Source organism: Paenibacillus sp. FSL R5-0766, from assembly GCF_037971845.1.
GTDB lineage: Bacteria > Bacillota > Bacilli > Paenibacillales > Paenibacillaceae > Paenibacillus.
In genome coordinates, this window is the sequence record NZ_CP150227.1 from 6,223,199 (window position 1) to 6,249,674 (window position 26,476).

The 26,476-nt window shown below is 47.6% G+C and carries 20 protein-coding genes; 3 read left to right on the forward strand and 17 right to left on the reverse strand.

What is annotated here, in order from left to right:
- Nucleotides 1-87: 87 nt before the first annotated feature.
- The 3 genes from MKY66_RS26980 to ftsE form a co-directional block, all read right to left on the reverse strand.
- Complete coding sequence (locus tag MKY66_RS26980; RefSeq protein WP_076209844.1) at nt 88-1,368, reverse strand: M23 family metallopeptidase; 1,281 nt, start codon at nt 1,366-1,368, stop codon at nt 88-90.
- Between the two features lie 187 nt (nt 1,369-1,555).
- Complete coding sequence (ftsX, locus tag MKY66_RS26985; RefSeq protein WP_076209843.1) at nt 1,556-2,473, reverse strand: permease-like cell division protein FtsX; 918 nt, start codon at nt 2,471-2,473, stop codon at nt 1,556-1,558.
- The gene (gene ftsE, locus MKY66_RS26990) at nt 2,463-3,149 is read right to left on the reverse strand and encodes a cell division ATP-binding protein FtsE (protein ID WP_076209894.1); all 687 of its coding nucleotides are present in this window, start codon (nt 3,147-3,149) and stop codon (nt 2,463-2,465) included. The genes ftsX and ftsE overlap by 11 nt, the downstream gene beginning before the upstream one ends.
- Nucleotides 3,150-3,403: 254 nt before the next feature.
- On the opposite strand from ftsE, the gene MKY66_RS26995 reads away from it, so the two are divergent.
- Nucleotides 3,404-4,837, forward strand: a complete 1,434-nt coding sequence (locus tag MKY66_RS26995) for a VanW family protein (protein ID WP_076209842.1) — start codon at nt 3,404-3,406, stop codon at nt 4,835-4,837.
- Nucleotides 4,838-4,996: 159 nt separating this feature from the next.
- Here the strand turns inward: MKY66_RS26995 and MKY66_RS27000 are convergent, their stop codons facing one another.
- From MKY66_RS27000 to MKY66_RS27015, 4 genes are all read right to left on the reverse strand, one after another.
- The gene (locus MKY66_RS27000; protein ID WP_076209841.1) at nt 4,997-6,550 is read right to left on the reverse strand and encodes an MDR family MFS transporter; all 1,554 of its coding nucleotides are present in this window, start codon (nt 6,548-6,550) and stop codon (nt 4,997-4,999) included.
- Nucleotides 6,551-6,622: 72 nt separating this feature from the next.
- On the reverse strand, nt 6,623-7,306 hold the full coding sequence (locus tag MKY66_RS27005) for a hypothetical protein (RefSeq protein WP_076209840.1): 684 nt from the start codon (nt 7,304-7,306) through the stop codon (nt 6,623-6,625).
- A 34-nt stretch (nt 7,307-7,340) separates the two neighbouring features.
- Nucleotides 7,341-8,069 (reverse strand): polymer-forming cytoskeletal protein, encoded by a 729-nt coding sequence (locus MKY66_RS27010; RefSeq protein ID WP_076209839.1) that lies wholly within the window; start codon nt 8,067-8,069, stop codon nt 7,341-7,343.
- A 14-nt stretch (nt 8,070-8,083) separates the two neighbouring features.
- Complete coding sequence (locus MKY66_RS27015; RefSeq protein ID WP_036612427.1) at nt 8,084-8,707, reverse strand: YhbD family protein; 624 nt, start codon at nt 8,705-8,707, stop codon at nt 8,084-8,086.
- Between the two features lie 274 nt (nt 8,708-8,981).
- On the opposite strand from MKY66_RS27015, the gene MKY66_RS27020 reads away from it, so the two are divergent.
- A complete protein-coding gene (locus MKY66_RS27020) occupies nt 8,982-9,770 on the forward strand; it encodes an alpha/beta hydrolase family protein (protein ID WP_076209838.1) in 789 nt (262 codons plus the stop codon).
- A 202-nt stretch (nt 9,771-9,972) separates the two neighbouring features.
- Here MKY66_RS27020 and argH read toward each other — a convergent pair whose 3' ends face one another.
- The 7 genes from argH to argC form a co-directional block, all read right to left on the reverse strand.
- Entirely contained in the window at nt 9,973-11,376 is a 1,404-nt protein-coding gene (gene argH / locus MKY66_RS27025) for an argininosuccinate lyase (RefSeq protein ID WP_036612430.1), read from the reverse strand.
- Nucleotides 11,377-11,482: 106 nt separating this feature from the next.
- Nucleotides 11,483-12,718 (reverse strand): argininosuccinate synthase, encoded by a 1,236-nt coding sequence (locus MKY66_RS27030; RefSeq protein WP_017692004.1) that lies wholly within the window; start codon nt 12,716-12,718, stop codon nt 11,483-11,485.
- Nucleotides 12,719-12,811: 93 nt separating this feature from the next.
- On the reverse strand, nt 12,812-13,777 hold the full coding sequence (gene argF, locus MKY66_RS27035; protein WP_047840650.1) for an ornithine carbamoyltransferase: 966 nt from the start codon (nt 13,775-13,777) through the stop codon (nt 12,812-12,814).
- A 199-nt stretch (nt 13,778-13,976) separates the two neighbouring features.
- Nucleotides 13,977-15,230 (reverse strand): aspartate aminotransferase family protein, encoded by a 1,254-nt coding sequence (locus tag MKY66_RS27040; RefSeq protein WP_076209837.1) that lies wholly within the window; start codon nt 15,228-15,230, stop codon nt 13,977-13,979.
- A gap of 353 nt (nt 15,231-15,583) precedes the next feature.
- Nucleotides 15,584-16,423: an acetylglutamate kinase gene (gene argB, locus MKY66_RS27045; protein ID WP_076209836.1), complete on the reverse strand. Its 840-nt coding sequence runs from the start codon at nt 16,421-16,423 to the stop codon at nt 15,584-15,586.
- A 336-nt stretch (nt 16,424-16,759) separates the two neighbouring features.
- Nucleotides 16,760-17,998 (reverse strand): bifunctional glutamate N-acetyltransferase/amino-acid acetyltransferase ArgJ, encoded by a 1,239-nt coding sequence (gene argJ / locus MKY66_RS27050; protein WP_076209835.1) that lies wholly within the window; start codon nt 17,996-17,998, stop codon nt 16,760-16,762.
- Nucleotides 17,999-18,127: 129 nt separating this feature from the next.
- The gene (gene argC, locus MKY66_RS27055) at nt 18,128-19,177 is read right to left on the reverse strand and encodes an N-acetyl-gamma-glutamyl-phosphate reductase (RefSeq protein ID WP_076209834.1); all 1,050 of its coding nucleotides are present in this window, start codon (nt 19,175-19,177) and stop codon (nt 18,128-18,130) included.
- A gap of 330 nt (nt 19,178-19,507) precedes the next feature.
- Between argC and cls the strand changes: the two genes are divergently transcribed.
- Nucleotides 19,508-20,956: a cardiolipin synthase gene (gene cls / locus MKY66_RS27060; protein WP_076209833.1), complete on the forward strand. Its 1,449-nt coding sequence runs from the start codon at nt 19,508-19,510 to the stop codon at nt 20,954-20,956.
- Nucleotides 20,957-21,296: 340 nt separating this feature from the next.
- Here cls and MKY66_RS27065 read toward each other — a convergent pair whose 3' ends face one another.
- The 3 genes from MKY66_RS27065 to secA all read right to left on the reverse strand — a co-directional run bounded on the left by MKY66_RS27065 (nt 21,297) and on the right by secA (nt 26,159).
- Nucleotides 21,297-22,205, reverse strand: coding sequence for a YitT family protein (locus tag MKY66_RS27065; protein WP_076209832.1), 909 nt, complete (start codon nt 22,203-22,205; stop codon nt 21,297-21,299).
- 93 nt (nt 22,206-22,298) lie between these two features.
- Nucleotides 22,299-23,412 (reverse strand): peptide chain release factor 2 gene (gene prfB, locus MKY66_RS27070; RefSeq protein ID WP_124116498.1). Its coding sequence is split into 2 segments (ribosomal slippage): nt 22,299-23,339 and nt 23,341-23,412, totalling 1,113 coding nucleotides; the frame shifts between segments, so codons are not numbered across the junction.
- Between the two features lie 242 nt (nt 23,413-23,654).
- On the reverse strand, nt 23,655-26,159 hold the full coding sequence (gene secA, locus MKY66_RS27075) for a preprotein translocase subunit SecA (RefSeq protein WP_076209830.1): 2,505 nt from the start codon (nt 26,157-26,159) through the stop codon (nt 23,655-23,657).
- Nucleotides 26,160-26,476: the final 317 nt, after the last annotated feature.

Genomic DNA, 26,476 nt, shown 5'->3' on the forward strand with positions numbered 1-26,476 from the left:
CCAGAATCCATTCCCTGAACATGCCAGCTTATTATATGTCTAGCTTGTACGGAATATGTTTTTTCCATTCGAACGATGGAGCACTAATTACAAATAGTTCATCGGATTTACAGCGGTACCGTTATCTCTCACTTCAAAGTGCAAGTGAGGTCCAGTAGAGTTCCCTGTATTTCCTGACTCCGCAATGGTATCCCCTTTGCTTACTGTGTCTCCCTTGCTGACTTTGAATCCACCTTCGCGCAAGTGACCATATAACGTCCATAGTCCACCGCCGTGGTCCACAATAACCGTATAACCATAACCGCTATACCATTCAGCCATGATCACGATTCCGCCAGAAGCAGCGTGAACCGAAGTTCCCACAGGCACAGCGAAATCAACACCGTTATGCATCTTACCCACTACACCCGTAATTGGATGGGTACGGGGGCCGAATGGAGAAGAAATGCGTCCTCCAGATACCGGTCTTGAGAAGATACCGTTACCGGATGAATACGTGACCTCACTGCTGCTATCCGAACTCACTCTGGTTGGCGTCTTGGCTGCAGCTTTCGCCCGGGCTGCTGCCGCGGCTTTTGCTTTGGCTGCGGCGGCTGCCTGCTGTTCACGCAATTTATTTTTCTCTTGAAGAAGTGCCGAACGTTTGCTGGCAATCTGCATTAATACATCTTCCTGCTCTTGTGTCAGCTCTTCTGACTCTTCAATTTTAGCATCATATGAAGCGAGAAGCACTTGCTTTTCCGCTTCCTTTTCATTCAATTGGGACTTACGCTGTTTCTTCTGTGCATACAGACTCTTGGCTTCCGCATATTGCACATCCAATTCTGCCTTTTTGTCCACGACAAGTTGCTTGTCCGCTTTGTGCTCATCCAGCAGATGCTGATCCTGATCCACAATCGTTTTGAGTGAATCCGCACGGGTCAGAAAGTCTGTGAAGCTAGTGGAGGACAACAATACATCCAGATAGGACACAGCACCGTCCGTGTACATCAGACGCACACGTGACTCCAACAATTTTTCCCTTGCAACGATGCGTTCTTCTGCCGCTTGCAGATCTTTTTTCGTTGTACGGAGATCTTCCTCCGTGTTCTCGATTTGCAAGGATACACTGGCCAGTTCATCACTAACGACATTGATCTGTTCCATAACAACCTTCAGATAAGCGTTGGTTTTGTTCTTGTAATGCTGTGCTTCCTTTTTGTTGGAAGCCGCTTTTTTTTGTTCCTGCTTGGCAGAAGCCGCCTTGCTCTCCAGTTGCTGAATCTGTTGGTCAATATCGCTGATGCTACTCTTGGCATATCCGTCAGAAGGTTGAAGCGTCAAACTGGCCAATAACGTAAAGGCCAGCAGCGAAGCGGTTTTTTTCAAAATGATGATCCCCCATCCTATGATTTCACAAGAAAGCAACCTGCACAGGTGGTGAACAGCATGTTCTTTGCTTTCTTCAATCTTAAAAGACTCCGTCTTTCCTACATATCGTCAAACAGCGTCCATGAATGAACCTGCTTTGCCATTCTTATCGACATATTCTGCAATTCCATCGTTGAAAACAAAATTAAACGTTGAGTGATTTCCGAATGGACAGTGTACTTCCCAAAATACCTACCAGCACACCGAGTCCGATCAACAGGGTTCCAAACAGCAACCAGATTTCGCCGAGCGGAATCAAGTTAAGCATCTGCATGAAGACATCCTGACCAATCGTGTTCATCAACTGGCTGTATCCAACAAACAGCACACCAACCGTAATGACCGAGCCAATAAATCCAATGAGTGCACCTTCAATAAAGAAAGGCCAGCGAATAAAGGTATTGGTTGCACCAACCAACTTCATAATTCCAATCTCCCGGCGACGTGCCAGAATCGTTACGCGAATCGTATTCGAGATCAGGAACATGGACATGAGACCCAGTCCCCCGACAAAAATAAATCCGATGTTACGAACAAGCTTCGTAAATTTGAACAACACTTCCACCGTTTCCTTGCCGTAGTTCACTTTCATGATTGGCTTCTCCGGGTGTTTTTCGTTTAAAGCTTCGATTTTTTGCGCCACAAAAGTGACGGTTTCCGGTTCAATGACCTCAACTTCAATGGTCTCTGGCAGTGGGTTATTGTCCACATCGAAACCGCTAAGCACGTTATCCGCACTCTCTCCAAGACGCTCACGGAATTCCTTGAGTCCTTCTTCCTTGGACACAAAACGAATCTCACTTACTTCAGGCATCGCGCTGATTTCTTTCTCCAGTGTGTTACGCAGGTTCTCGTCCACATTCAGTTCGAGGAACGCGCTGATCTCCACTTGGCTATCAACCTGATTCGCCATGGAATTTACATTGAGCACCAGTAGCATGAACACTCCAAGAATCAGTAGCGACACAATGATGGACATGATGGAGGCTACAGACATCCAGCCGTTGCGGAATACGTTTTTGAATCCCTCCCGCAGATGGCGCAAGAGAGTACTAAAATTCATAACCGTATTCCCCTCTCATCTGATCCCGTACAATCTGTCCACGTTCAATCGCGATTACCCGTTTACGCATCGTATTCACGATGTCTTTGTTGTGGGTCGCCATAACAATGGTTGTCCCCCGGAAATTAATCTCATCCAGCAGTTGCATAATGCCCCACGACGTCTCCGGATCGAGGTTACCTGTAGGTTCATCGGCGATAATAACCGATGGGTTATTGACGATAGCCCGTGCAATAGCAATACGCTGCTGTTCTCCACCAGAAAGCTGTGAAGGTTCACGACCCGCCTTGCTGCGCAGTCCCACCAGATCAAGCACTTCCATCACTCGTTTCTTGATATGACGCTTCGGTGCTTCAATAACTTCCATGGCAAATGCCACATTCTCAAATGCTGTCATCCGTGGCAGCAGACGAAAATCCTGGAACACAACGCCGATGTTACGACGCACATAAGGAATCTTTCTTGGCTTCAACTTACCAATATTAAATCCGTTAATGGATATTTGTCCTTTGGTCGGAACTTCTTCTCTGTACATCAATTTCATAAATGTCGATTTACCTGCGCCGGACGGACCGACGATATAGACAAATTCATTGCGGTCGATCTTCACCGACACCCCTTGTAATGCGTGGGTCCCATTGGCGTAGGTCTTCCACACGTCCTGCATTTCTATCACATCATCACTTCCTGCTCGCATAGTTAGCCATTATCATTTCGACACAATCCCGGCATTTCCTTTAAAAAGACCTGAATTTCATCAGGGAAAAATCCACTTCGTTCCTGTTTCAATGGTGAAGCATGGATTCATATGAAGTTTATTGTAACAAATTTGTTACCTATTGAGTACCCGAAAGTTTTCCTGCATTGGATCATATATATAGAAAGTGTTACAAAGTCGGGAACAACTGAAGTATAAAGGAGCGTACGGTTATGAAAAAAATACATCTGACGGTCATTGTTCTATTCTCCATCCTCTTGATCGGCTCCGCGTCTTATGGATTGCTGTACATGTACGTGAATCAACCTGCCCTGCCCAAAGATGTTCATGTTGGCGGCATGCTGGTGGAAGAGAAGAATCGCAAGAACGTATTGCATGAATTGCATGAAAAGATCCAAAAGCTGGAGGACTGGCCTGTCACCTTTGAAGTGACTGAACCCAACCCCCAGACGATGTCGTATAGCGCAGCTCAGGTGGGGGTGAGCTACAACGTTAACAGCTTGGAAGCCGCGATACAGCGGCTAGAGGAAGGTAACTTGTGGGAACGCGCTTATGCACGTTATCATTTTCCGAAAGAGTTCTCTCTCGATATGACCTACAACTCAAGACCACTCCAAGAACATCTCAGCCCTGCCTGGGAAAAAGAAACCTTCGGTACACCTGCGGACGCTGTTCGCCGCATTACCACAAGTAACAAAGTCCAGTATATCCCGGAAAAGGGCGTCCGCCGGATTGATTGGGATACACTCACAAATCTCATTCAGACCAAGTTGCACCGAGATTTCAGTGTACTGAACCCGGATGAAAAACCAGCCCCATTGCTGATCCAGGTACCACTGTATACGCTGAAACCTGAAATAACTCTTGATTCGCTGCGCCAGGAAGGCATTGACCGAAAGATCATCCAGTTCTCCACAGGTCTGGGCAATAGTAGTGAAGGCCGGATACATAATGTCAGCGCAGCGGCGGAAGCGATTAACGGCATGATTTTGCCACCAGATGCCATATTCGATTATGAGAAGGTCGTCCGTAAAGCTGAAAAGGAGTATGGGTTTCGTGAGGCCCCGGTCATTGTCAATGGAAGACTCACCCCCGGAATTGGCGGGGGAATCTGCCAGGTATCCAGTACGGTGTATAACGCAGCGCTATTGACGGGTCTTGATATTATTGAGCGTCGCAACCATTCCCTGCCGGTCAAATATTTGCCAAAAGGACTGGATGCCACCTTTGCCTCCGGAGCCATCAATTTTCGCTTCAAGAATAATACCGGAAAATCCTTACTCATTCATGCAGAGGTGAAGAACCACCAATTGATGGTGAAATTTTTCGGCACATTCCCGGAGAATGTCAGCTATGCACTTGAATCTCGTACCATTGAAACATTAAGTGTTCCGGTAAAGTATGTGTCCAGCACTGTACTGCCTGATGGTGCACAGCAGGTGCTGCAGGACGGGCAGCCTGGATATATTGTTGAGACGGTAAGAACCAAGAGGCTGGACGGCAAAGTGGTCGAATCCAAAACGATTACACGGGACACGTACAAAGCTCAGAATCGCCTGATTGCCCGCTCCGGTCATAGCAGCCTGCCTGACCCGCAAGGGCCTTCTGTGGTCGAGGACGGGATTAGCGATACGAAACAGCCTTAGGCTTATGTTCGATTCATACAAAAACAAAAAGACACACATCCCGCCCCTTTTGGGGATACGCGAGAAGTGTGTCTTTTCATGGTTTTAGATATGTTATTCGAGTTTTACCAAGCTACAATCAGCTTTACTACCGTAACTAACAGTATACTGCACAACGGATTAGTGACCGCCAGTGTATTCGCCTTGCTCTTCGCCTACAACCATCTTCTCTTTCCCCATGAAGAAGGAAGCGACCAACGCGAGTGCAGCCGGAATGACAGCCCAGGCAAATAACTGCACGATGGAAGAGGACAGGGCATGTGTGATGGTATCCAGCACCTGAGGCGGAATCGCCTGTCTAAGTTCTGGTGAGAGCAGCGCATGTGGATCGGTCAGATCCACTCCCTGCGGCACGCCACCCGCTGAAGCACCACCTGCTTCCGCAGCTGAACCAGCGAGAGCATCGTTCATTTTACGCGTAAATACCTGGCTCTGTACGATACCAAAGATCGTAATGCCCATCGTCATACCGAGGGACCGCAAAAAGTTAAGTGTGGAGCTTGCGGCTCCACGTCTTTGCGGTTCAAATGCGTTCATGGCTGCATTGCTAAGTACGGAGAACGAAGCACCGACACCCAGACCAACCATCACCATGTAGATACGTATCGTCCAAAGGGATGAAGTCTCATCCAGTGTAGTCAGCAACCCAAGTCCAATGACAAGCAAGGCTAACGTAGGGATCATGATATTACGATACTTGATTTTGGTCATCAGCACCCCGCCCAAGGACGCCGTCACAACGGACCCAAGCATCATGGGCAGCAGCACAAGACCGGAGTTGGTCGCTTTACCACCAAGTACCCCCTGTATGAAGATCGGAATGTACACGGATGCTGTAATGAACGCCGCACCACTGAACATACCAATAACGTTACTGGACCAGTAGACCCGGTTACGGAACATGTTGAAGGAGATGATTGGTTCTTTGGCTTTGGTTTCTGCAAAAAGGAAGAGCAGCGCTAATGCTACAAATCCGGCAAACAAGCCAAGAATCTGCCACGAACCCCAGGCAAATGTTTTGCCGCCAAGTTCCAGACCAAAGATCAGGCACACAACAGCACCGATCAGCGTTACAGCACCCAGCCAGTCGATCTGTTGGGATTGATGCTGATGGGATTCTTTATAGAAGAACGCAATAAACACAAATGCAATCAAGCCTAGCGGCAGGTTGATATAGAATACCCATTCCCATGTCGCATACTGGGTAATGTAAGCACCGAGCAGAGGTCCGAATACGCTGGAGAGGCCAAAGACGGCTCCAAACAATCCACCCAATTTACCACGAGATTCTGGTGCAACGACATCAAACATGATCGTAAAGGCAATCGGCACCAAGGCCCCCGCACCAATACCTTGAATCGCTCTGTACATCGTCAATTCCACAATAGACGTTGCCGTTCCGCACAGCGCTGAGCCAAGCATAAACACAATAATACCAAATACAAAAAACTTCTTCCGTCCATACATATCGGATAACTTACCGAAGATCGGCATTCCTGCCATCTCAGCTACCATGTACGCGGAGGTAACCCAGACGAACTTGTCGAGCCCACCCAGCTTCCCGACAATGTCCCCCATAGCTGTTGCCACGATGGTGTTATCCATTGAAGCCATTAGTATGCTGAGCAGTAACCCTGCCAGCACCAATCCAATACTGTTCTTACGTGCAACCATTGTACTCAATCTCTCCATTCACGCTCTATTCATATGACTGCATTAGTATATCCGAAAAGAAGTTTTCGTTAATCAGTCCAAGGACCGATTGCTTTGCAGCAAAACTTCCGATTGCGGATGAATTTGCAGAGATGAACGATATTCCACTGTACCAATCCGGCAACCAGGACCGATTTTTATTTTATCGCCACGGACAATCTCGGCCTCCGTATTCTCTAATTCAATATCATCACCTTCAATAACCTGTGCTTTGAGAATTGACTTACTCCCCGTAAACAAGTCATTCAACCGGCCACTCTTCACCGAGATGATGGAACCGCCCATTTCCTTGACCTGGGATGGACCCATGATTTTGAGTGTGATGTGTTCAGCGCTGAGCATCCCCGCTATCGTCAAACGCCCGTTCAGCTTGATATTTTCTGCCTGACAATCCCCTGACAGATGAAGCTCACCGACCACTTTTATATGCTCAGCTTTAGCGTGCAGGCCAGAAGCCTGGATGCCATCCTCACCTTCGTTGCTGGCCACTCGCTCTCTCAGAGTAAGGGTTCCCGTGATTTTAATATCTGTGGATTCAAGTGATCCGTATATGACCGATGTACCCGTACATTTGAATCGATCACAAGATAGATTGTCGTTAAAGGACGCGTCCCCTACGACCTTAATCTTGCCGTACACGCCACCCGAAGAACTGCCATCACCAACGATGCTGATATCCATTTTTTTGTCCAATGAACGCCCATGATTGTTATTCATGTCGATCCCACCCCTTTCTCTCCATATCCAAACTTTATATTCGCTGACTGCTGCCCACCTTGGCATCCTGATCTACCTCAAGTTGACCTGAATACTCGACCAGCCTGATGTTACAGCCGCGACCGATAAAAATGTTACTCCCCCGAACAATATCAGCTTCGGTATCTTCCAGCACAATCTCATCGCCCTCAATTAAGGATGTCTTAAAAGAAGGGGTCCCGCCCAGACCAATACTTTTCCAAAATCCATTCTGTTGTTCCTTGCGACGAATATCGATACGCTCTCCGCCAATCTCTTTAGCCGAAGAAGATGTATGCAGCCTGATCTCCACTGTTCCCGCATTCAGTAAGCCGCTGATCTTAATATTGCCCCGTACATTCAGGGACTCGCATTGCACATCCCCTTCAATATCGATCACACCGCCAATATCAATTCGTTCCCCATCCACTCTTCCACGTACGGTACACTTTCCGTTCACTTCAAGCTCAGCGCTATGGAGATCTCCGTTAATCGTCGTCAAACCATCCACCCGAACACGAGAACTGGTCAGAGGTCCATTCAACGTGCACATGCCGTTAATCGTTGCACTCTCGGAGCTCAAAGCGCCGTGCATCTTCAATGTTCCATTCACTTCCATAGAGGTGCAGTCCAGGTTACCGTTCACCTTAGCCATGCCATCAATAGATACACGGTGAAAATTCCCGCCTGCCGTTTGACTTATGCCCGCCACATTCAGATCATTCCGCTTATTCCGCTCTTCCATAGATGATCCTCTCCTTATCCCAATTTGAGTTTTAATTCTTCCATAAATGTTCCCATCGGCTGCCTAAGAACCACTTTCACACCATTGTCAAAATAAAACTCCGTTCCTGCTGTTACCAGCATGAATGAAGGAACACCCATCTTACGAATAAGCACGAGTTCGCTGGGTTTGCCTGTAAAACGATAATAATGTTCGGACATCACTTCGATCAGCAAAGCACCCTCTTGCCGAGTAATATCTCCGCTCATTAACAGCTTATCAAGGACGTAGAGCATCATAATCTGCTCCAAAGCATACAACGGTTGTTCTCGACCTGCTTCTTTTAACAGATCCAGCGAGATCTGTGAAACAATGTTTCGCTCTAATAGTTGCTGTGCAGACATCTCTACTTCACCCAACGTAGGTGAGAACACGTCTGCCAGCTCATCCAGCGATAATCCGTCTTTCATATTGAGAATCTTGTCAATGCGAAGTAATATCTGTTGTTTGGGAAAAAAGGTCTCTTGTCCGGTGTAGGAAGACTTCCGAATGAACCATTCTTCCGGAATGAGATTTTTCCGCTTCCAACGGTATAACTGGCCGTATGAGATTCCTGTCAGGTCCAACAATTCTTTCTTGGAGATCAAATCATCCGTCATATATGGTCCCCCTTTTTATTGAAATGAGTGTAACATAACATTGTTACGTTGTAAACCGCATTGAAAAATCGATGATCAGATTACAGATTTCCACTTTAACCACTGGTGTGAAATTCTTTGTTTTCTACTATAGATCTTGTTATTGCAATGGAAGCATAATGCGTATAACCTGTTACATATAAACACTTTGGAGGCCTAGGCATCCGATTTTCATCCCATCGTCTCATGTCAGAACACGTGGTTAACAAACTTATGAAAGGGGTTTCTTATACTCATGGCACTTATTAAATGTGATTTTTACTCGGATACGCTTGGGCTTAGCACCAGCATGCATGTCATTCTGCCGCAACAAACCCACAATCAGATCGGTATGGAGAATGTGACTGGCAAAGGGTTGCACCCAACCCTGTACCTGCTGCACGGTCTGTCTGATGATGATTCCATCTGGCTGCGCCGGACTTCCATCGAACGTTATGTAGCAAACCTCGGGATCGCTGTTGTTATGCCACAGGTACATCGCAGCTTCTATACCGATATGGTAGAAGGCGGACGTTATTGGAGCTTTATCAGTGAAGAACTGCCGGCACTTGCTCGTTCTTTCTTCCCGCTGTCAGATCAAAGGGAGGGCAATTTCGTTGCCGGATTATCCATGGGTGGCTATGGGGCGTTCAAGCTGGCCCTTCGTAAACCAGATCAATATGCTGCAGCTGCCAGTCTGTCTGGAGCACTCGACATGTCTGCACATATGGATAGAAATGCATCCTCAGCATTACAACAGACGGAGTTACAGCGGATTTTCGGACCCGAGGTGACAGGTACAGAGAACGATCTAATCCATCTGTTAAAAGAAAATCAATCTAGCGAAAGTCCTCGACCTTTGCTCTACCAATGTTGCGGAACGGAAGATTTCCTGTATGAGGATAATCAAACCTTCCGGCATGCCTGTGAACAAACGAACTTCGCATTGACATACGAGGAAGGGCCTGGTGAACATGAGTGGGGCTACTGGGATGCCAAGATCCAAGATGTATTGAAATGGTTGCCTTTGCCCAAGCGCGATTAGTGGATCATTGGGAGCTACTGAGGATAAAGAAGGCTGGTACTCCGATGACAGAACAACCTTCCTTCCGTTCGCGGTTGAGTTGAATATATTTAAAACATATCGCTGTAAAACACAAAAAGCAGGCCGCTGAGAACAAAGTTCTCTGGCCTGCTTCTTTGTTGTACTGTTGTATCGGTAAGGGTACCTTATAGTAGCGGTGGCATTAACCGCGGTTCGTAATCCATTGCTCGGTGATCTCCAGTACCTTCTCACTGCGTCCGATGGCTTCAGCAACTTGACCCGAAGCTGTTCCGCCGTAGACATTACGAGCGTTCACAACCGCTTCCGGTTGCAGCACATCATAGATCCGGTCATCAAACAGTGGTGAGAACTGACGGAATTCATCAATCGTCAGATCCAGCAAATACTTGCTGTTCTGGATGCAGTACAGCACTGTTTTACCAATCACTTCATGCGCCTGACGGAAAGGCAAACCTTCGCCTACGAGGAAGTCGGCAATATCCGTAGCGTTGGAGAAATCCTGGTTGACCGCTTGACGCATTCGATCCTTGTTCACTGTCATTGTTGCGATCATTGGAGCAAACAGTTGCAGTGCACCCTCCAACGTCGCTACAGTATCAAACATGCCTTCTTTGTCTTCCTGCATGTCTTTGTTGTATGCCAGTGGAAGAGATTTCAGTACCGTCAGCAAACCGATCAGGTTGCCGTACACACGTCCTGTTTTACCACGCACGAGTTCAGGAACGTCCGGGTTTTTCTTCTGTGGCATGATGCTGCTGCCTGTGCAGAATGCATCGTCCAATTCCACAAAACCAAACTCCGTGCTGCTCCACAATACCAGCTCTTCACTCAGACGGGACAAGTGAGTCATGATCAGCGAAGCCGCCGCCAGAAACTCAACGATAAAGTCACGGTCGCTTACCGCGTCCAGACTGTTCTCGTACACGCCATCAAAGCCCAGTTGTTCCGCGACAAAATGACGGTCAATCGGGAATGTTGTGCCTGCAAGCGCACCTGCGCCCAGTGGCAGGATGTTAATACGTTTGTAACTGTCCATCAGACGCTCTGCATCCCGTTGGAACATGGAGACATACGCCATCAGGTGATGTGCGAACAGAATTGGCTGTGCCCGTTGAAGATGCGTATAACCCGGTACGATGGTATCGAGGTTATCTTTCGCTTGTCCAATCAGTGCTTCCTGCAAGGAATGCAGCATGCCCACAAATCCAACGACGCGCTCACGCAGGTACAAATGCATATCCGTTGCAACTTGGTCGTTCCGGCTACGGCCTGTATGTAGTTTACCGCCTACAGGGCCAATCGTTTCGATCAGGTTTTTCTCAATATTCATGTGGATGTCTTCGTCCGATACGGAGAATTCCACTTCACCTGCACGGATTTTGTGCAAAACGGTGATCAGACCTTCTTTGATGGTCTCTACATCTTCCGCCGGAAGAATACCGCATTTGCCCAGCATCGTCACATGGGCCAGACTGCCCTGGATATCTTCCTCAGCCAAAGCTTTGTCAAAATTGATCGATGCCGTATATTCCTCAACCAAATGATTGGTTTGTTTTGTAAAACGTCCTCCCCACAGCTTGCTCACAGTGAGTACTCCCCTTTCGCTCATGGACAAAGCCGCTCCTGCCAGATGTGCAAGAACGGCCTGCCTTGTCATTTATATTGATGTAGCTTTATTGTGCAGGTTGAAATTAGTTTTTGTTTTGCTCCACGCCGGAGTTTACTTTCAAACGCAGTGCATTCAGGCGGATAAAGCCTGTTGCATCGCCTTGATCGTAGGCTTGCGTTGGATCAGCTTCCATCGTTGCGATGTCCGGATTGTAGAGGCTGACAGGACTTTTCACACCAGCGCCGATGATATTTCCTTTGTAAAGTTTTACACGAACCGTACCTGTAACGTTCTTCTGGCTTTCAGTCACCAGCGCTTGCAGCGCCAGACGTTCCGGTGCGAACCAGAAACCGTTGTAAACGAGTGTGCTGTAACGTGTGATCAGGCTATCACGCAGGTTCATCACTTCACGATCCATCGTGATGGATTCCATTTTGCGATGTGCGGTGAACAAGATTGTTCCACCTGGTGTTTCGTACACGCCACGGCTCTTCATACCAACAAAACGGTTCTCAACCATATCTACACGGCCAATACCATGTTTGCCACCCAGCTCGTTCAGTTGCTCCATCACTTGCAGTGGGCTCAAGCGCTCACCGTTCAGCGCGACACAGTCACCTTGTTCGAATTCCAGTTCAACATATTCCGCTTGATCTGGTGCATCTTCAGGTGCACTGCTCAGCAGGAACATGTCTTTGTTTTCGTCCGCACTTGGATCGAACCATGGATCTTCGAGCACACCGCTCTCATAGCTGATATGCAGCAAGTTACGGTCTGTGGAGTATGGTTTAGCCGCAGATGCGGTTACCGGAATACCATGTTTTTCAGCGTAAGCAATCATCTCGGCACGTCCCGGGAATTGGTTACGGAATTCTTCCAGACGCCAAGGTGCAATTACGTTAATGTCTGGTGTCAGCGCAGCCGCGTTCAGCTCAAAACGAACTTGGTCATTTCCTTTACCTGTAGCGCCGTGAGCGATGGCTGTAGCACCTTCTGCACGAGCGATATCGACCATGCGTTTAGCGATCAGTGGACGAGCGATACTTGTACCGAGCAGGTATTGTCCTTCATAAAGGGCACCCGCCTGGAACATCGGATAGATGAAATCTTTCGCGAACTCATCGCGCAGATCGTCAATGTATACTTTGGAAGCGCCTGTTGCCAGTGCTTTTTCCTCCAAGCCATCCAGTTCATCCTTTTGTCCAATATCCGCTGTGAACGCGATAATCTCTGCATCATACGTTTCTTTCAACCATTTCAAAATTACAGATGTGTCCAACCCGCCTGAATACGCGAGTACAATTTTTTCCTTAGCCATGTTCGATGGTCCTCCCCAAGATCAGTTGCTATAAACTTTTATCTATCATCGCGAAATCTGCGCCTAAAATCAACCCATAAAGGCAAACAACATCTATTCGCTCATTAATGCAGCCATTAAGGCTTTCTGTGCATGCAAGCGATTCTCCGCCTGATCAAAGATCAGGGAGTTCGGTCCGTCAATTACACCGGCACTTACTTCTTCGCCGCGGTGTGCTGGCAGACAATGCAAGAACATGTAGTCCGGCTTCGCGCCTTTCATCAGTTCCTCGTCCACTTGATATGCGGCAAATGCCTGCTCACGGATCTTCTGCTCTTCTTCAAAGCCCATGCTTGCCCATACATCCGTGTACACGATATCTGCATCTTTGGCTGCTTCCTGTGCACTGTACGTTACAGTCACTTCAGAACCGCTCTCCTGTGCGATAATGCGTGCCTGCTCCACAACTGCACTATCCGGCTCATAACCTTCTGGCGTTGCTACAGCAACATGCATTCCCATCTTCGCTGCACCGAGCATCAGGGAGTGTGCCATATTGTTGCCATCTCCGATGTAGGCCATTTTCAGACCTGCCAGCTTGCCTTTATGCTCCAGCACCGTTTGGAAGTCTGCCAGTACCTGACAAGGATGCGCTGCATCGCTCAGGCCGTTAATGACCGGCACATCCGCATGCTCTGCCAGTTCAGTTACATTATGGTGTCCAAAGGTACGGATCATGATGCCGTCCAGGTAACGGGACAATACTTTGGCTGTATCATGTGTTGTTTCCCCGCGACCCAGCTGGATATCATTTTTGCTCAGGAAAAGTGCATGTCCGCCCAATTGGAACATACCCACTTCAAAGGATACACGCGTACGTGTGGATGATTTTTCAAAAATAAGTCCGATCGTTTTACCTTTCAACGGTTGAAAAGGTACACCGCTTTTTTGCTTGCCTTTAATCTCAATCGCGAGATCAAGCAGATAACGAATCTCCTCTGCCGTGTAGTCCGTGAATTCGATAAAATCCCGGCCTCTCAGATCAATCTTTTGAATCTTTTCCGTTTGTTGTGCTGTCATGTATAATGTCCTCCTTATTTCCGGTTCCCTGCACCCGCATGGGCAGAAGAGATAGCAACGTTAACACTTTGTCTGGATGCTTCTCGAGTTTATCCATTCCCGCCTTCTGCAATTTCACCGCGCGGCTACAGGGATTCATCATCTCATTCTGCTTCGAGGCCTGTAATGGCCCCGAGACAGAAAGGTTCTCATTTTTATGTTAGGCTTTCGCCGCTACGTGCTCTTCGATCAATGTGCCTACCAGCGATACGGCCTCGTCGATCTCTTCTTTGCTCACATACAGGTTCGGAAGCAAACGAATCACATTCGGTCCTGCAGAGACGAACAAGATACCGCGTTTTTGCCCAGCAAGCACAATATCACCTACCGGCTCAGCACATTCGATACCGACCAACAATCCCAAGCCACGAACTTCCTTCACAAAGGAATTGCCCTCCAAACGATTCCGCAGGGAGCTCATCAGGTATTCACCCATCTCCGCTGCGCGCTCTGGCAAACGATCTTCCAGCATCGTTTCGATTGTTGCAATCACAACGGATGAAGCAAGCGGTGTTCCACCAAATGTTGTCGCATGGCTACCTGGTGTGAACGCATCCCGCAGGAAACCTTTACCCAGCATCGCTCCTACAGGGAAACCACTGCCGATACCTTTGGCAACGGTGAACACGTCTGGCTCAATGCCATAATGTTCGTGTGCAAACAGTTTACCCGTACGTCCCATTCCTGTTTGTACTTCATCAACAATGAGCAACAATCCATGCTCGTCACACAATTTCCGTACATGTTTGACGAATTCCGGCTCAACAGGATATACACCACCCTCGGCCTGAACCATTTCCAGCATAATAGCTGCTGTGTTGGGTCCAATTGCCGCTTCCAGTGCAGGGATATCATGCAAAGGTACGGTTACAAATCCCGCTGGCAATGGCAAAAATCCTTCTTTCACCTTATCCTGTCCGGTTGCTGTCAGTGTTGCAAGCGTCCGTCCATGGAAGGACTGGGCAAATGTGATCACTTCATAGCGATCTGTGCCTTTCACCTTCTGGTGATAACGGCGGGCTACTTTAATAGCCGCTTCGTTCGCTTCGGCACCACTGTTACAGAAGAACACTGCATCAGCGCATGTATTGGCTGTCAGCAATGCTGCTGCCTTCTCCTGGCCTGGAATCTGGAACAGGTTGGACACATGCCACAACTCATCAATCTGAGCTTTCAGCTTGGCTCCAACTTTCTCCGGTGCATGGCCCAGGCTAGTTACAGCGAGGCCACACATGAAATCGAGATAGCGGTTGCCCTGATCGTCCCACAACCAGCTGCCTTTACCTTTAACCAGACTGATTGGATAACGCGCATACGTTTGGAAAAGCGAGCTTTCCGTCTGTGCTGCTGCACCTGTTGCTGTTGCGCCCGCTACCGCTGTGCCAGAACCTGGCTGTTCGTTGCCTTTTGCCATGACCATATCACTCCTTATTGGTTGGTGCACGAGCAATTATATTAAGAAACCTGATTTACACTAGACCACCCGATTGCAGAACTATCTTTCGAACGTATGCATACTTCCACTTCGATGACAGAACAACCTTCCGATCGCTGTTATCCCCGGATTTTTTTTATTCCCCTTCAATGGGGAAAATCCTGTGATAAAGGCGCACGCTCCGCTTCTTCAGGTTATTTCTGTCCTCTCCGTTCTCGCCTTACTTGTTTCATCAAATTGGTTCTGCACTCTACGTTATCGTGTAATATTAGATTTCTTATAAAAAAAGCCATGCACATATTTTTTATCTTGTATAAGAACCCAAATGAACCTTATTGCATACGGATGATTCTTGTTCCGATGATTTCTCCGCCTAGCACTCGACTAAGGATTTGGGGTTCGCTGCCGTCTACAATGACGACCTCACGTACTTGACCATGGATACATGCGATTGCTGCACGTACTTTCGGAATCATACCGCCATAGATTTCTCCGGTCTGGATCATGTCCTCAATCTCTTGTACAGATACGGATGGCAGTACTTTTTTCTCGCCGCCTACGTTCTTCATGATGCCAGGGACATCTGTTACGACAATCATCCGACTCACGCCGAGATGAGACGCCACTGCACCGGCAGCTGTATCTGCGTTAATGTTGTAGCGTTGTCCAGTTGTATCTACGCCAACTGGTGCGATAACCGGCATGTAACCCATGTTCACGATGCCTTGGATAATCTCTGCGTTCACACCAGTGACATCGCCTACCCAACCGATCTCTGCATGGTTTGAAACAGGTTTAGCCTGAATCAGACCACCGTCCACGCCGGACAAGCCTAGTGCACGACCGCCCACACGCTGAATCAGGCGCACGATCTGTTTGTTGATACTGCCCGCAAGCACCATCTCCACTACGTCCAGCACAGGTTCAGTTGTTTTGCGCAGGCCATTAACGAATTCGGTTTCGATACCAAGCTTCGCCAGGTTATCTGAGATCGCAGGACCTCCGCCATGTACGATTACCGGCTGCGTACCCTGAGACTGCAGATCACGCAGATCCGCAAAGAAAGACTCGGGCAATGCTGCCAGCGTGCTGCCTCCACATTTCATGACAAACATCTGTTTCTCTGTGCTCGCTTCCGTTGCGGTACTCTCGTTTGGCATTGTTGAATTCATGAGGGCAAGCTCCTATCATAGTAAAAATTATATTCAAAAAAATCTAACACTTTTATAAGGTGACGAAGGCTGGTAGGAGTCCATTCCGAATTCGGATTGTTCTTTCGATCGCTGTTGTCTCCAGGTTTCTTGAATTATCCCCTATATAGGGAAAACCCGGAGACAAAGGCGAACGCTCCGCTTCTGCAGAATCAATTCCGTCTTCTCCATTACTATCGCTATATGTCCAACACCAAACAACAAGTTTAAATTTTATTGATAATTTTTGAAACATCTCACGAAACAGCTTCACAATAGAAGACAGCTGTTTCGCAAAACCTTTATCCCAAAGACTTATTACGTGCGATATGCTGCGTTAATTCGGACGTAGTCATACGTCAGGTCACAGCCCCAGGCTGTTGCTGTTCCTTCGCCGTGGTGCAGATCCACTACAATGCGAACTGTATCAGTCTGCAAATAGGCCAATGCCGCTTCTTCGTCAAACACGACCGGGCGAGACTGCGCGAGTACCGAGATATCTCCCAAACGGATATCTACCGTATCCGGGTTCACCGGTTGTCCTGCACGCCCTACGGCTGCAATAATCCGTCCCCAGTTGGCGTCAGCGCCAAACATGGCGGATTTCACCAGACTGGACCCGATGACGGTTTTGGCAATGGCTTGCGCGGATTCATCACTTACCGCACCTGTAACTTCTACCTCAACCAGTTTGGTTGCTCCTTCACCATCACGAGCAATGGCTTTGGCTAGCACTTGGCAAACATAGGTGAAGCCGGCTGCAAAAGCGTCCCAATCCGGGTGCTCAGTGGTCAGCTCTTCATTGCCTGCATATCCACTGGACATGGCTACCAGCATGTCGTTTGTACTTGTATCCCCATCGACAGTAATCATGTTGAATGTATAATTCGTAGCCTGGCGCAGCAAGCGCTGCAACGCTTCTGCACCAATGACCGCGTCAGAGGTCATGAAAGCGAGCATTGTCGCCATATTCGGATGAATCATACCCGAGCCTTTGGCGGCTCCCGCAATCGTAACCGTCTTACCGTTAACCAGAACGGAGACGCAGGCTTCCTTTTTCACCAAATCCGTTGTCAGAATCGCTTGTGAAAATTGTTCCGCCTCATTCGACTCCTTGCCCATATGTGCTGGAAGACCAGTAATGCCTGAATGTACAGCATCCATTTTGAGCAATTCACCAATGACACCTGTGGATGCCACAGCCACGTCCTCTTCTGCCACACCCAACTCCCGCGCAGCGGCCGAACGCATCGCATAAGCATCTTCTTCCCCTTGTTGCCCTGTGCATGCATTAGCATTACCACTGTTAACGATAACAGCCTGAAGGCGTCCGTTGCTCAAGCTTTCGCGCGTTACTTTGAGCGGTGCTGCTTGAAACACGTTCGTTGTGTATACAGCAGCAGCTGTAGCCGGTACATCACATCGGATCGCTCCGATGTCATTACGAGATGTCTTTTTCAATCCGCAGTGAAGTCCACCAGCAGTGAATCCCCCAGGGGTTACAATTGTTCCGTTCTCAACCACGGTAAAAGTCTGTTGCTCCACATTCGTTCCCATATCATATCCCCCGTATGCGTTCAGCTATATGCTGATGATCGCCTGCTTAACCTGATCCGTTCTCCTTAAGTGACTCCGAGAAAGCACTTTACACCGAATGTTCCAGTGCTCCTCCTGAATTCCAATCCCTTATGGATATACCGGTGTCATGTTCAGCCCGAGGTTCTCCTCCCATCCCATCATCAGGTTCATATTTTGAATCGCTTGCCCGGAAGCACCCTTCACCAGGTTGTCGATAACCGAAATAATCGTCAAACGCCCTGTGCGAGGATCCACCGCAAATCCGATATCACAATAGTTGGATCCGTACACTTCTTTGGTAGAAGGCCAGATGCCCGGTTCACGTACACGTACGAAAGGTCGGTTCTCATAATATTTGCGGTACAAATCCACAATCTCCCGGTCGCTGTGTTCCCCAACGAGGTTTGCATACATCGTACTCATAATTCCACGTGTCATTGGCACCAGATGTGTTGTGAAAGTAACCGTAACAGGCGTTCCCGTTATATTGCCAAGCACTTGTTCGATCTCGGGAATATGTTGATGTTTATTCAGTTTGTAGGCTTTGAAATTCTCATTCATCTCTGCATAATGATTTGTCAGACTTGTTCCGCGTCCTGCTCCAGATACGCCTGATTTGGCATCAATAATAATAGTAGAAGGATCAATCCAGCCTGCCTCTACTGCAGGGATCAGTCCAAGAAGTGTAGCCGTTGGATAACAGCCTGGGTTGGATATAAAATTCTGCCCCTTCACTTCTTCGCCATACACCTCAGCCATGCCGTATACCGCTTGTTCCAGCAAATCAGCTGAAGGCGCCGGATGTTTGTACCACTCTTCGTACACTGTTCCATCCTTAAGTCTGAAATCGCCAGACAGATCAATGACCTTAAGGCCTGCTGCCAGAAGGCTTGGTACGAGCTTTGCACTTACGCCGGACGGGGTCGCTGTGAATACCAGATCCGCACGACTCGCAATTTCAGCCGGATCTACACCGTCGAGTGGCCTGTGAATCACGCCCGTCAAATGCGGAAATCCATCTGCGATAGACTCACCACTGCTCGATGATGAGATCACCGATGTGATTTCAACCAGCGGATGGTTCTGGAAAAAACGAATCAGCTCCACCCCGCCGTAGCCGGTGGAACCGACGATTGCTACTTTTAATTTGTTATTCACTCTCGCTCCCCCAATCTCGATGTATGCGCTACTTGTGCTATGCCCTTGCCTGAAGGATACTTGAACACAGCAATTCCGTCGCTTATATGCATATTTGTGTATTATTATACGACTCTGGTTATATAAATACAACACTCTATCATCAATTTCACATGGATTTCCATCCAATCCGAACATATCTTTTTTTACTATCCGGGACGAATAGGTATACATCTGTTAAAATACGTATTAGTAGGAAACATTACAATCAGGGTCTCATTCATAACTAACCTGCTATCAAGGACATATGAATAGATTCATGATGGTCATTATGAGACGTGGGGGACTATAGTGCATATTGAATCCATTTTACTTATTGTACTCCTTGGCCTGAATATTATTTTTGCCGCAGCAGTCGTTTTCTTCGAACGGAAGGATGCCAGCGCTTCCTGGGCTTGGCTGCTCGTCTTGAACTTTATTCCGGTGTTTGGGTTTGTACTTTATCTTTTAACCGGTCAGAATCTGACCCGATACCGGCTTTTCCAGTGGAAAGAACGTAAGAAGCTCGGGCTAGAGGAACGTATTGAAGCCCAGCTCACGCAGTTGCACGATAACCGCACCCCTTTCCGCAACCAAGCAACCGAGACTAGCCAGGACATGATCTATATGAACCTGAAGCAGAACGGTGCTCTGTTAACGGAGGATAATGCGGTTGAGATCATTACGGACGGAACAGACAAGTTCCAACGGCTCTTGGATGACATCGAAGCGGCTCAGGATCACGTGCACGTACAATACTACATTTATAGAGGCGACCGTCTGGGCAAAAGAATTCGGGATGCACTCATCCGCAAAGCGCGGGAAGGCATCAAAGTCCGTTTGCTGTATGACGCGCTCGGATCACGGCGGGTATCAAAACGTTTTTTCAAAGAATTGCGCGAAGCAGGCGGTTTAGTTGAAGTCTTTTTCCCATCCAAATTCAGTCTGATCAACTTGCGTATGAACTACCGGAACCACCGGAAGATTGTCATCATTGATGGTAACCTTGGGTACACGGGAGGGTTTAATGTCGGAGATGAGTATCTCGGCTTAAACTCCAAATTCGGTTACTGGCGTGACACACATCTGCGTATTCAGGGGAATGCCGTTCATGCGCTGCAGACCCGTTTCCTCCTGGATTGGAATGAAGCTTCCAAACAACACGACACACCTTATGTTCCGGCGCATTTCCCTCATATCGAGGGTACAGGAAAGATTGCCATGCAGATTGTCTCTAGTGGACCGGATGCAGAGACCGAGCATATCAAGAACAGTTATCTCAAGATGATTAATGGTGCCAAACATTCGATTCTGATTCAAACACCTTATTTTATCCCGGATGCCAGTGTATTCGAAGCTATTCGTCTCGCGTGTCTGTCCGGCATAGATGTTCGCATCATGATTCCAAATAAGCCCGACCATGCCTTTGTATATTGGGCTACGTTATCTTATATTGGTGAGTTGCTGAAGGTTGGCGCCAAAGTATTTATATACGACAATGGTTTCATTCATGCCAAAACACTTATCATTGACAGTTTGGTTGCATCCGTGGGAACCGCCAATATTGACTACCGCAGTTTCCGGTTGAACTTTGAGGTTAATGCCTTTATGTACGATGAGACGATTGCGACAGCACTTGTACAAACCTTTGAGCACGACCTGCATGTATCGCGGGAAATGACGCTCGATGAATACCAAAAACGTAGTCTGATTATCCGCTTCAAAGAAGCGATTTCCCGTCTGCTGTCTCCGATTCTGTAGCGGTCAATATTTATGGTAGAAAAGCAGGCACATCCTCTACCTCTATTTCGGTGAAGGATATGCCTGCTTTTTTTGATTTCTTTTTGAAAAGGGAAACATCCGAGGATAGCATATGCTTCCGAAGTAGCTTTCTTTCAGAAAGCTTTTAGGCGAACGCTTCGTATCTTCAGGCTATTTCTGTCCTCTCCGTTATCGTGATGTTTAGTCGAAATTATAGTAATAGTAAAAAAACAGGCATATCCTCTCCCGTCATTTCGGAGAAGGATATGCCTGTTTTTTCTTGTTTTGAACTTGCAAACGTATGAGCCCTACACGGCTCACTTGCTATTTTTCACACCGTTCACACATGTTCTCCCCGCTTAAAACCTTCGCCAAGCACTTCGTGCGCGTTACTGATAATGACAAAAGCTCCCGGGTCCACAGACCGGATCAACGCTTTGAGTCTTGGCACTTCATTTTGCCCAACGACTACCATCAGTACGGTTCGTTGATCGTCGGTGTAACCGCCTTTGGCTTCCAGCTTTGTTAATCCGCGATCCAAGTCATCCAGAATCACTTTGCTAATCGCTTCTGTCTGGTTGGAGATAATATACGCCACCTTGGAAAAGCCTAGGCCCATCTCAACGGCATCGATCACTTTACCGGTAACATACAACCCAATCAGCGCATAGAGAGACTGCTCTAATGACAACACAAATGCAGCCATAATAATAACCGTAGCATCCATGATGACTACACACAATGAATAACTCAGTCCACTGTATTTCTGTACGATTCTGGCAAGAATGCTCATGCCACCTGTCGATCCTCTACCTCGGTATACAATTCCAATCCCTAAACCAACGCCAATCCCACCATACAGTGAACCAAGTAGCGGATTCGTTGTTGGAATGGCCCAATCCTTCGTGAGATAGACTAACAGTGGCAGGACAATACTGCCCAATACCGAGCGAACACCATACTGCTTGCCAATGAGCAGAAAACCCGCAATCAGAAGTGGGATATTAATTGCCCATTGGGTATATGCCGGCTCCCAATTAAGCCATTCCTTGCCCAGGATCGATAACCCGGATACCCCACCTGAAGCGATCTGATTCGGTAATAAAAATAAATTAAAGGCCACTGCAATTAAAAACGAGCCTAAGATGATAGATACCGTATCCACGACGTTTCTCCATGGACCATTGAGTGGAATGAGGCTAGTTATCCTCTTTTTGCGATTATTGTGAAGTTGTGATCGTTGTTGCATGTCATCGTGCTCTCCTTTTGTCTGTAAACTCAAAAAAAGCTCCTGTACACACCAGCATACGCCTACACGTATGGGTCCATACAGGAACTTATATTAATCTGTTTCTACTTTAATCTGGCTACGCAAATAACCATCGATGAATGCATCGAGGTCGCCGTCCATTACTGCTCCTGTATTTCCAGTCTCTACACTTGTACGGTGATCCTTTACCATACTATAGGGATGGAACACATAGGAGCGAATCTGGCTACCCCATGAAATATCCGACTGATCTCCTCGGATTTCATCCAGCTGTTGTTTTTGCTCTTCAATTTTACGCTCATACAATTTCGAACGGAGCATCGTCATCGCTCGCTCACGGTTCTTGATCTGTGAACGTTCATTCTGACACGTTACAACTACACCTGTTGGAAGGTGAGTAATCCGTACGGCAGAGTCGGTGGTATTGATATGTTGTCCACCCGCGCCACTTGCCCGGTACGTATCGATCTTGAGATCCTCTGTGCGGATGTCCAGTTCAATCGTATCATCAATCTCCGGTACCACATCACAGGATACGAAAGACGTATGTCTACGGCCCGATGAGTCAAAAGGAGATATCCGCACCAATCGGTGTACACCCTTCTCGGCTTTCAGATAACCATAAGCGTTATGTCCCTTGATCGACAACGTAACACTCTTGATCCCAGCCTCATCACCTGGCAGATAATCCAGTACCTCAACCTTGAAGCCACGCTTCTCGGACCAACGTGTGTACATCCGGAGCAGCATCTGTCCCCAATCCTGAGACTCGGTACCACCCGCACCCGGGTGAAGCTCCAGAATCGCATTCATCTTGTCGTATGGTTGATTCAGGAGAAGCTGAAGTTCGAACTCTGCGACTTTGTTCACGATCGCTGTAATACTGTTACCAATCTCGGTAGCGAGGTCTTCGTCGCCTTCTTCATCCGCCAGTTCGATCATCATCACCGCATCATCATAGTCCTGTTGAAGTTTGGTGTATTGATCCACAGATCCCTTCACCGCGTTTAGCTCAGCGATTACGGATTGCGCCTTGTCACTATCATCCCAGAAATCCGGGGCAGACATCTTCACTTCGAAGTTGCCGATCATCTCTTGCTTCAGATCTAAGTCAAAGAGACCCCCTAAGGTTTGTTAGTTTCTTGCCTATTTCACGCAGGTCATGCTTCACGTTTGGATCGATCATGTGCAATTCCTCTTTTCATTAAGATAAGCTCCCCGCATCCAGGGGATTCCTCCAGATCAAGTATCCGATGCGCCACCTGGTGTTGAGACTACTGTTATAAACAGTATATCTCTTCCCCGTGATCATGGTCATATTATTATAACTATGCACCATTAATCGGTTTTGCATCCTTCACTTCATCCTATGGAATACCCGGCTGCAAGGAGCCGTTCATGTCATTCGTGTATAGAAAAAACCTTTAACTACTCTTGACCGTGGCAGTGTTTGAACTTCTTACCACTACCGCATGGGCATGGATCGTTACGTCCGATTTGGTCAGAAACCTTCACTGGACGTTTCTCAGCAGGTTCACCACTTGTCGAGATCTGACTTTCCTCAACAACCGCTTGACGCTCCTGATTGCTCTCGATCTGTGCTCTCATCACATAAGTCGCTACTTCTTCTTGGATCGAAGCAATCATCTGATGGAACATCTCGAAGCCTTCGAACTGGTATTCACGCAGTGGATCTGTACCGCCGTAGGCGCGAAGGTGGATACCTTGACGCAATTGATCCATTGCATCAATATGATCCATCCACTTGCTGTCTACTGCACGGAGCACAACGACTTTCTCGAACTCACGAACCATCTCTTCGCCAATTCGCTCTTCACGTGCATTGTACTTGTTCTGAACTTTCGTGAACAGGAACTCGATGATCTCTTCTGCTTCCTTACCCCACAGATCATCTTTAGTTATGGAACCATCGTCCAGCAATTTGCTGTTCATGTAATCGGCAACTTCCTGAAGCTCCCAGTTTTCCGGGATATCGTCACTACAATGTGCTTCAACGATACGTTCAATGGAAGGTTTAATCATATCCATAACGATTTGTTTGATATTTTCGGACTCCAGTACCTCGCGGCGCTGTTTATATATAATTTCACGTTGTTGGTTCATTACATCATCATATTGGAGAACGACTTTACGCACGTCAAAGTTGTTACCTTCAACACGCTTCTGCGCTGATTCTACTGCACGGGTAATCATCCGGCTCTCGATCGGCTGGTCTTCTTCAAAACCAAGACGCTCCATCATGTTCAATACATTATCTGCACCGAAACGTCTCATCAATTCATCACCCAGTGACAGGTAGAATTGTGTTGAACCCGGGTCACCTTGACGTCCCGCACGGCCACGTAGCTGATTATCAATCCGGCGTGATTCGTGACGCTCTGTACCGATGATATGAAGGCCGCCTACTTCAGCTACACCTTCACCCAAGATAATATCCGTACCCCGTCCTGCCATGTTGGTTGCAATTGTTACTGCACCCGCTTGACCAGCTCCTGAGATGATCTCTGCTTCTTCCGCATGGTACTTGGCGTTCAGTACCTGGTGTTTAACACCACGACGTTTGAGCATGTCAGACAGGCGCTCCGAGTTCTCGATGGATACTGTACCTACCAGAACCGGCTGGTTCTTACTGTGGCGTGCCACGATCTCTTCTACAACGGCATTGAACTTGCCATCGATGCTCTTATACACGACATCTGCCATGTCATCGCGTTTGTTCGGACGGTTGGTTGGAATTTGCAGTACTTCGAGACCGTAGATTTTTTTGAACTCTTCTTCCTCGGTTTTCGCTGTACCCGTCATACCCGCAAGTTTACGGTACATCCGGAAATAGTTCTGGAAGGTAATCGTAGCAAGCGTCATGCTCTCGTTTTGTACTTCAATGCCTTCTTTGGCTTCAATCGCCTGGTGCAATCCATCACTGTACCGACGTCCAGACATCAGACGACCTGTGAATTCATCAACGATCATAACTTCCTCATCACTGACAACATAATCCACGTCACGACGCATGATTGCATTAGCTTTCAAACCCTGCACGATGTGATGGTTGAGAGTTACATTGGCATGATCATACAAGTTCTCGATACCAAATGCTTTCTCTGCTTTTGCCACGCCCGCCTCAGTCAACGCTACGGATTTCACCTTAATGTCTACCGTAAAGTCTTCTTCTGGCACCAAACGTTTCACAAAACGATCTGCTGCATAGTACATATCCGTCGACTTCTGAGCTTGTCCAGAGATAATGAGTGGTGTACGCGCCTCATCGACTAGGATGGAGTCTACTTCATCAATGATACAGAAGAACAATGGACGTTGTACCATTTGCTCTTTGTACAGCACCATGTTGTCACGCAGATAGTCAAAACCAAACTCGTTGTTCGTTCCGTACGTAATATCACATGCATACGCATGTTGTTTCAAAGCATGGTCCATCCCGCTCAGGTTAACCCCTACCGACATGCCCATGAATTCATAGATTTGTCCCATTTCCTGGCTATCCCGTTGTGCCAAATAGTCATTGACCGTGACCACGTGTACACCTTTGGACATCAACGCGTTCAGATATACCGGAAGTGTTCCTACCAGCGTTTTACCTTCACCCGTTTTCATCTCGGAAATACGGCCTTCATGCAGAGCGATACCGCCCAGCATCTGTACATCGTAGTGACGTTTGCCCAGTACACGGCGTGAAGCCTCACGTACGGTTGCAAATGCCTCTGGAAGAAGTTCATCTGTTGTTTCTCCCTTTTCAATACGAGCACGGTATTCGTCCGTTTTACCTTTCAGTTGTTCATCAGACAACGCCTGAAATTGTGGTTCCAGTTTATTGATCACATCGACCGTCTTCATCAGACGTTTAACATCACGTTCATTCATGTCGCCGAAGATCTTTTTGACAAGTCCTAGCATGGTATACCCCTTTCGTGCAAAACAGAATAGACCCCCTGTTGCCGCCACGCGACACCATCGGATGGATGTTGCATCCACTTGCCCGGGGGTGACAAACAATATAAAAAGTAATATGATGAATCAACTCCAGGCTTGCCAAGGGTTCCTCATGAAGCTGATTCGGTGTTCAAACGGATTCGGTTATTAAAAACTAGCCGAAGCCCGCGCCTTGCGAATCATGTTCATGGTGCTGTGCCTGTCATTGATTATGATTAGCGATCATTCGTTGACAATTCTCCATCAGGACAATGATTCTCTTTGCATAAATTGTAACAGTT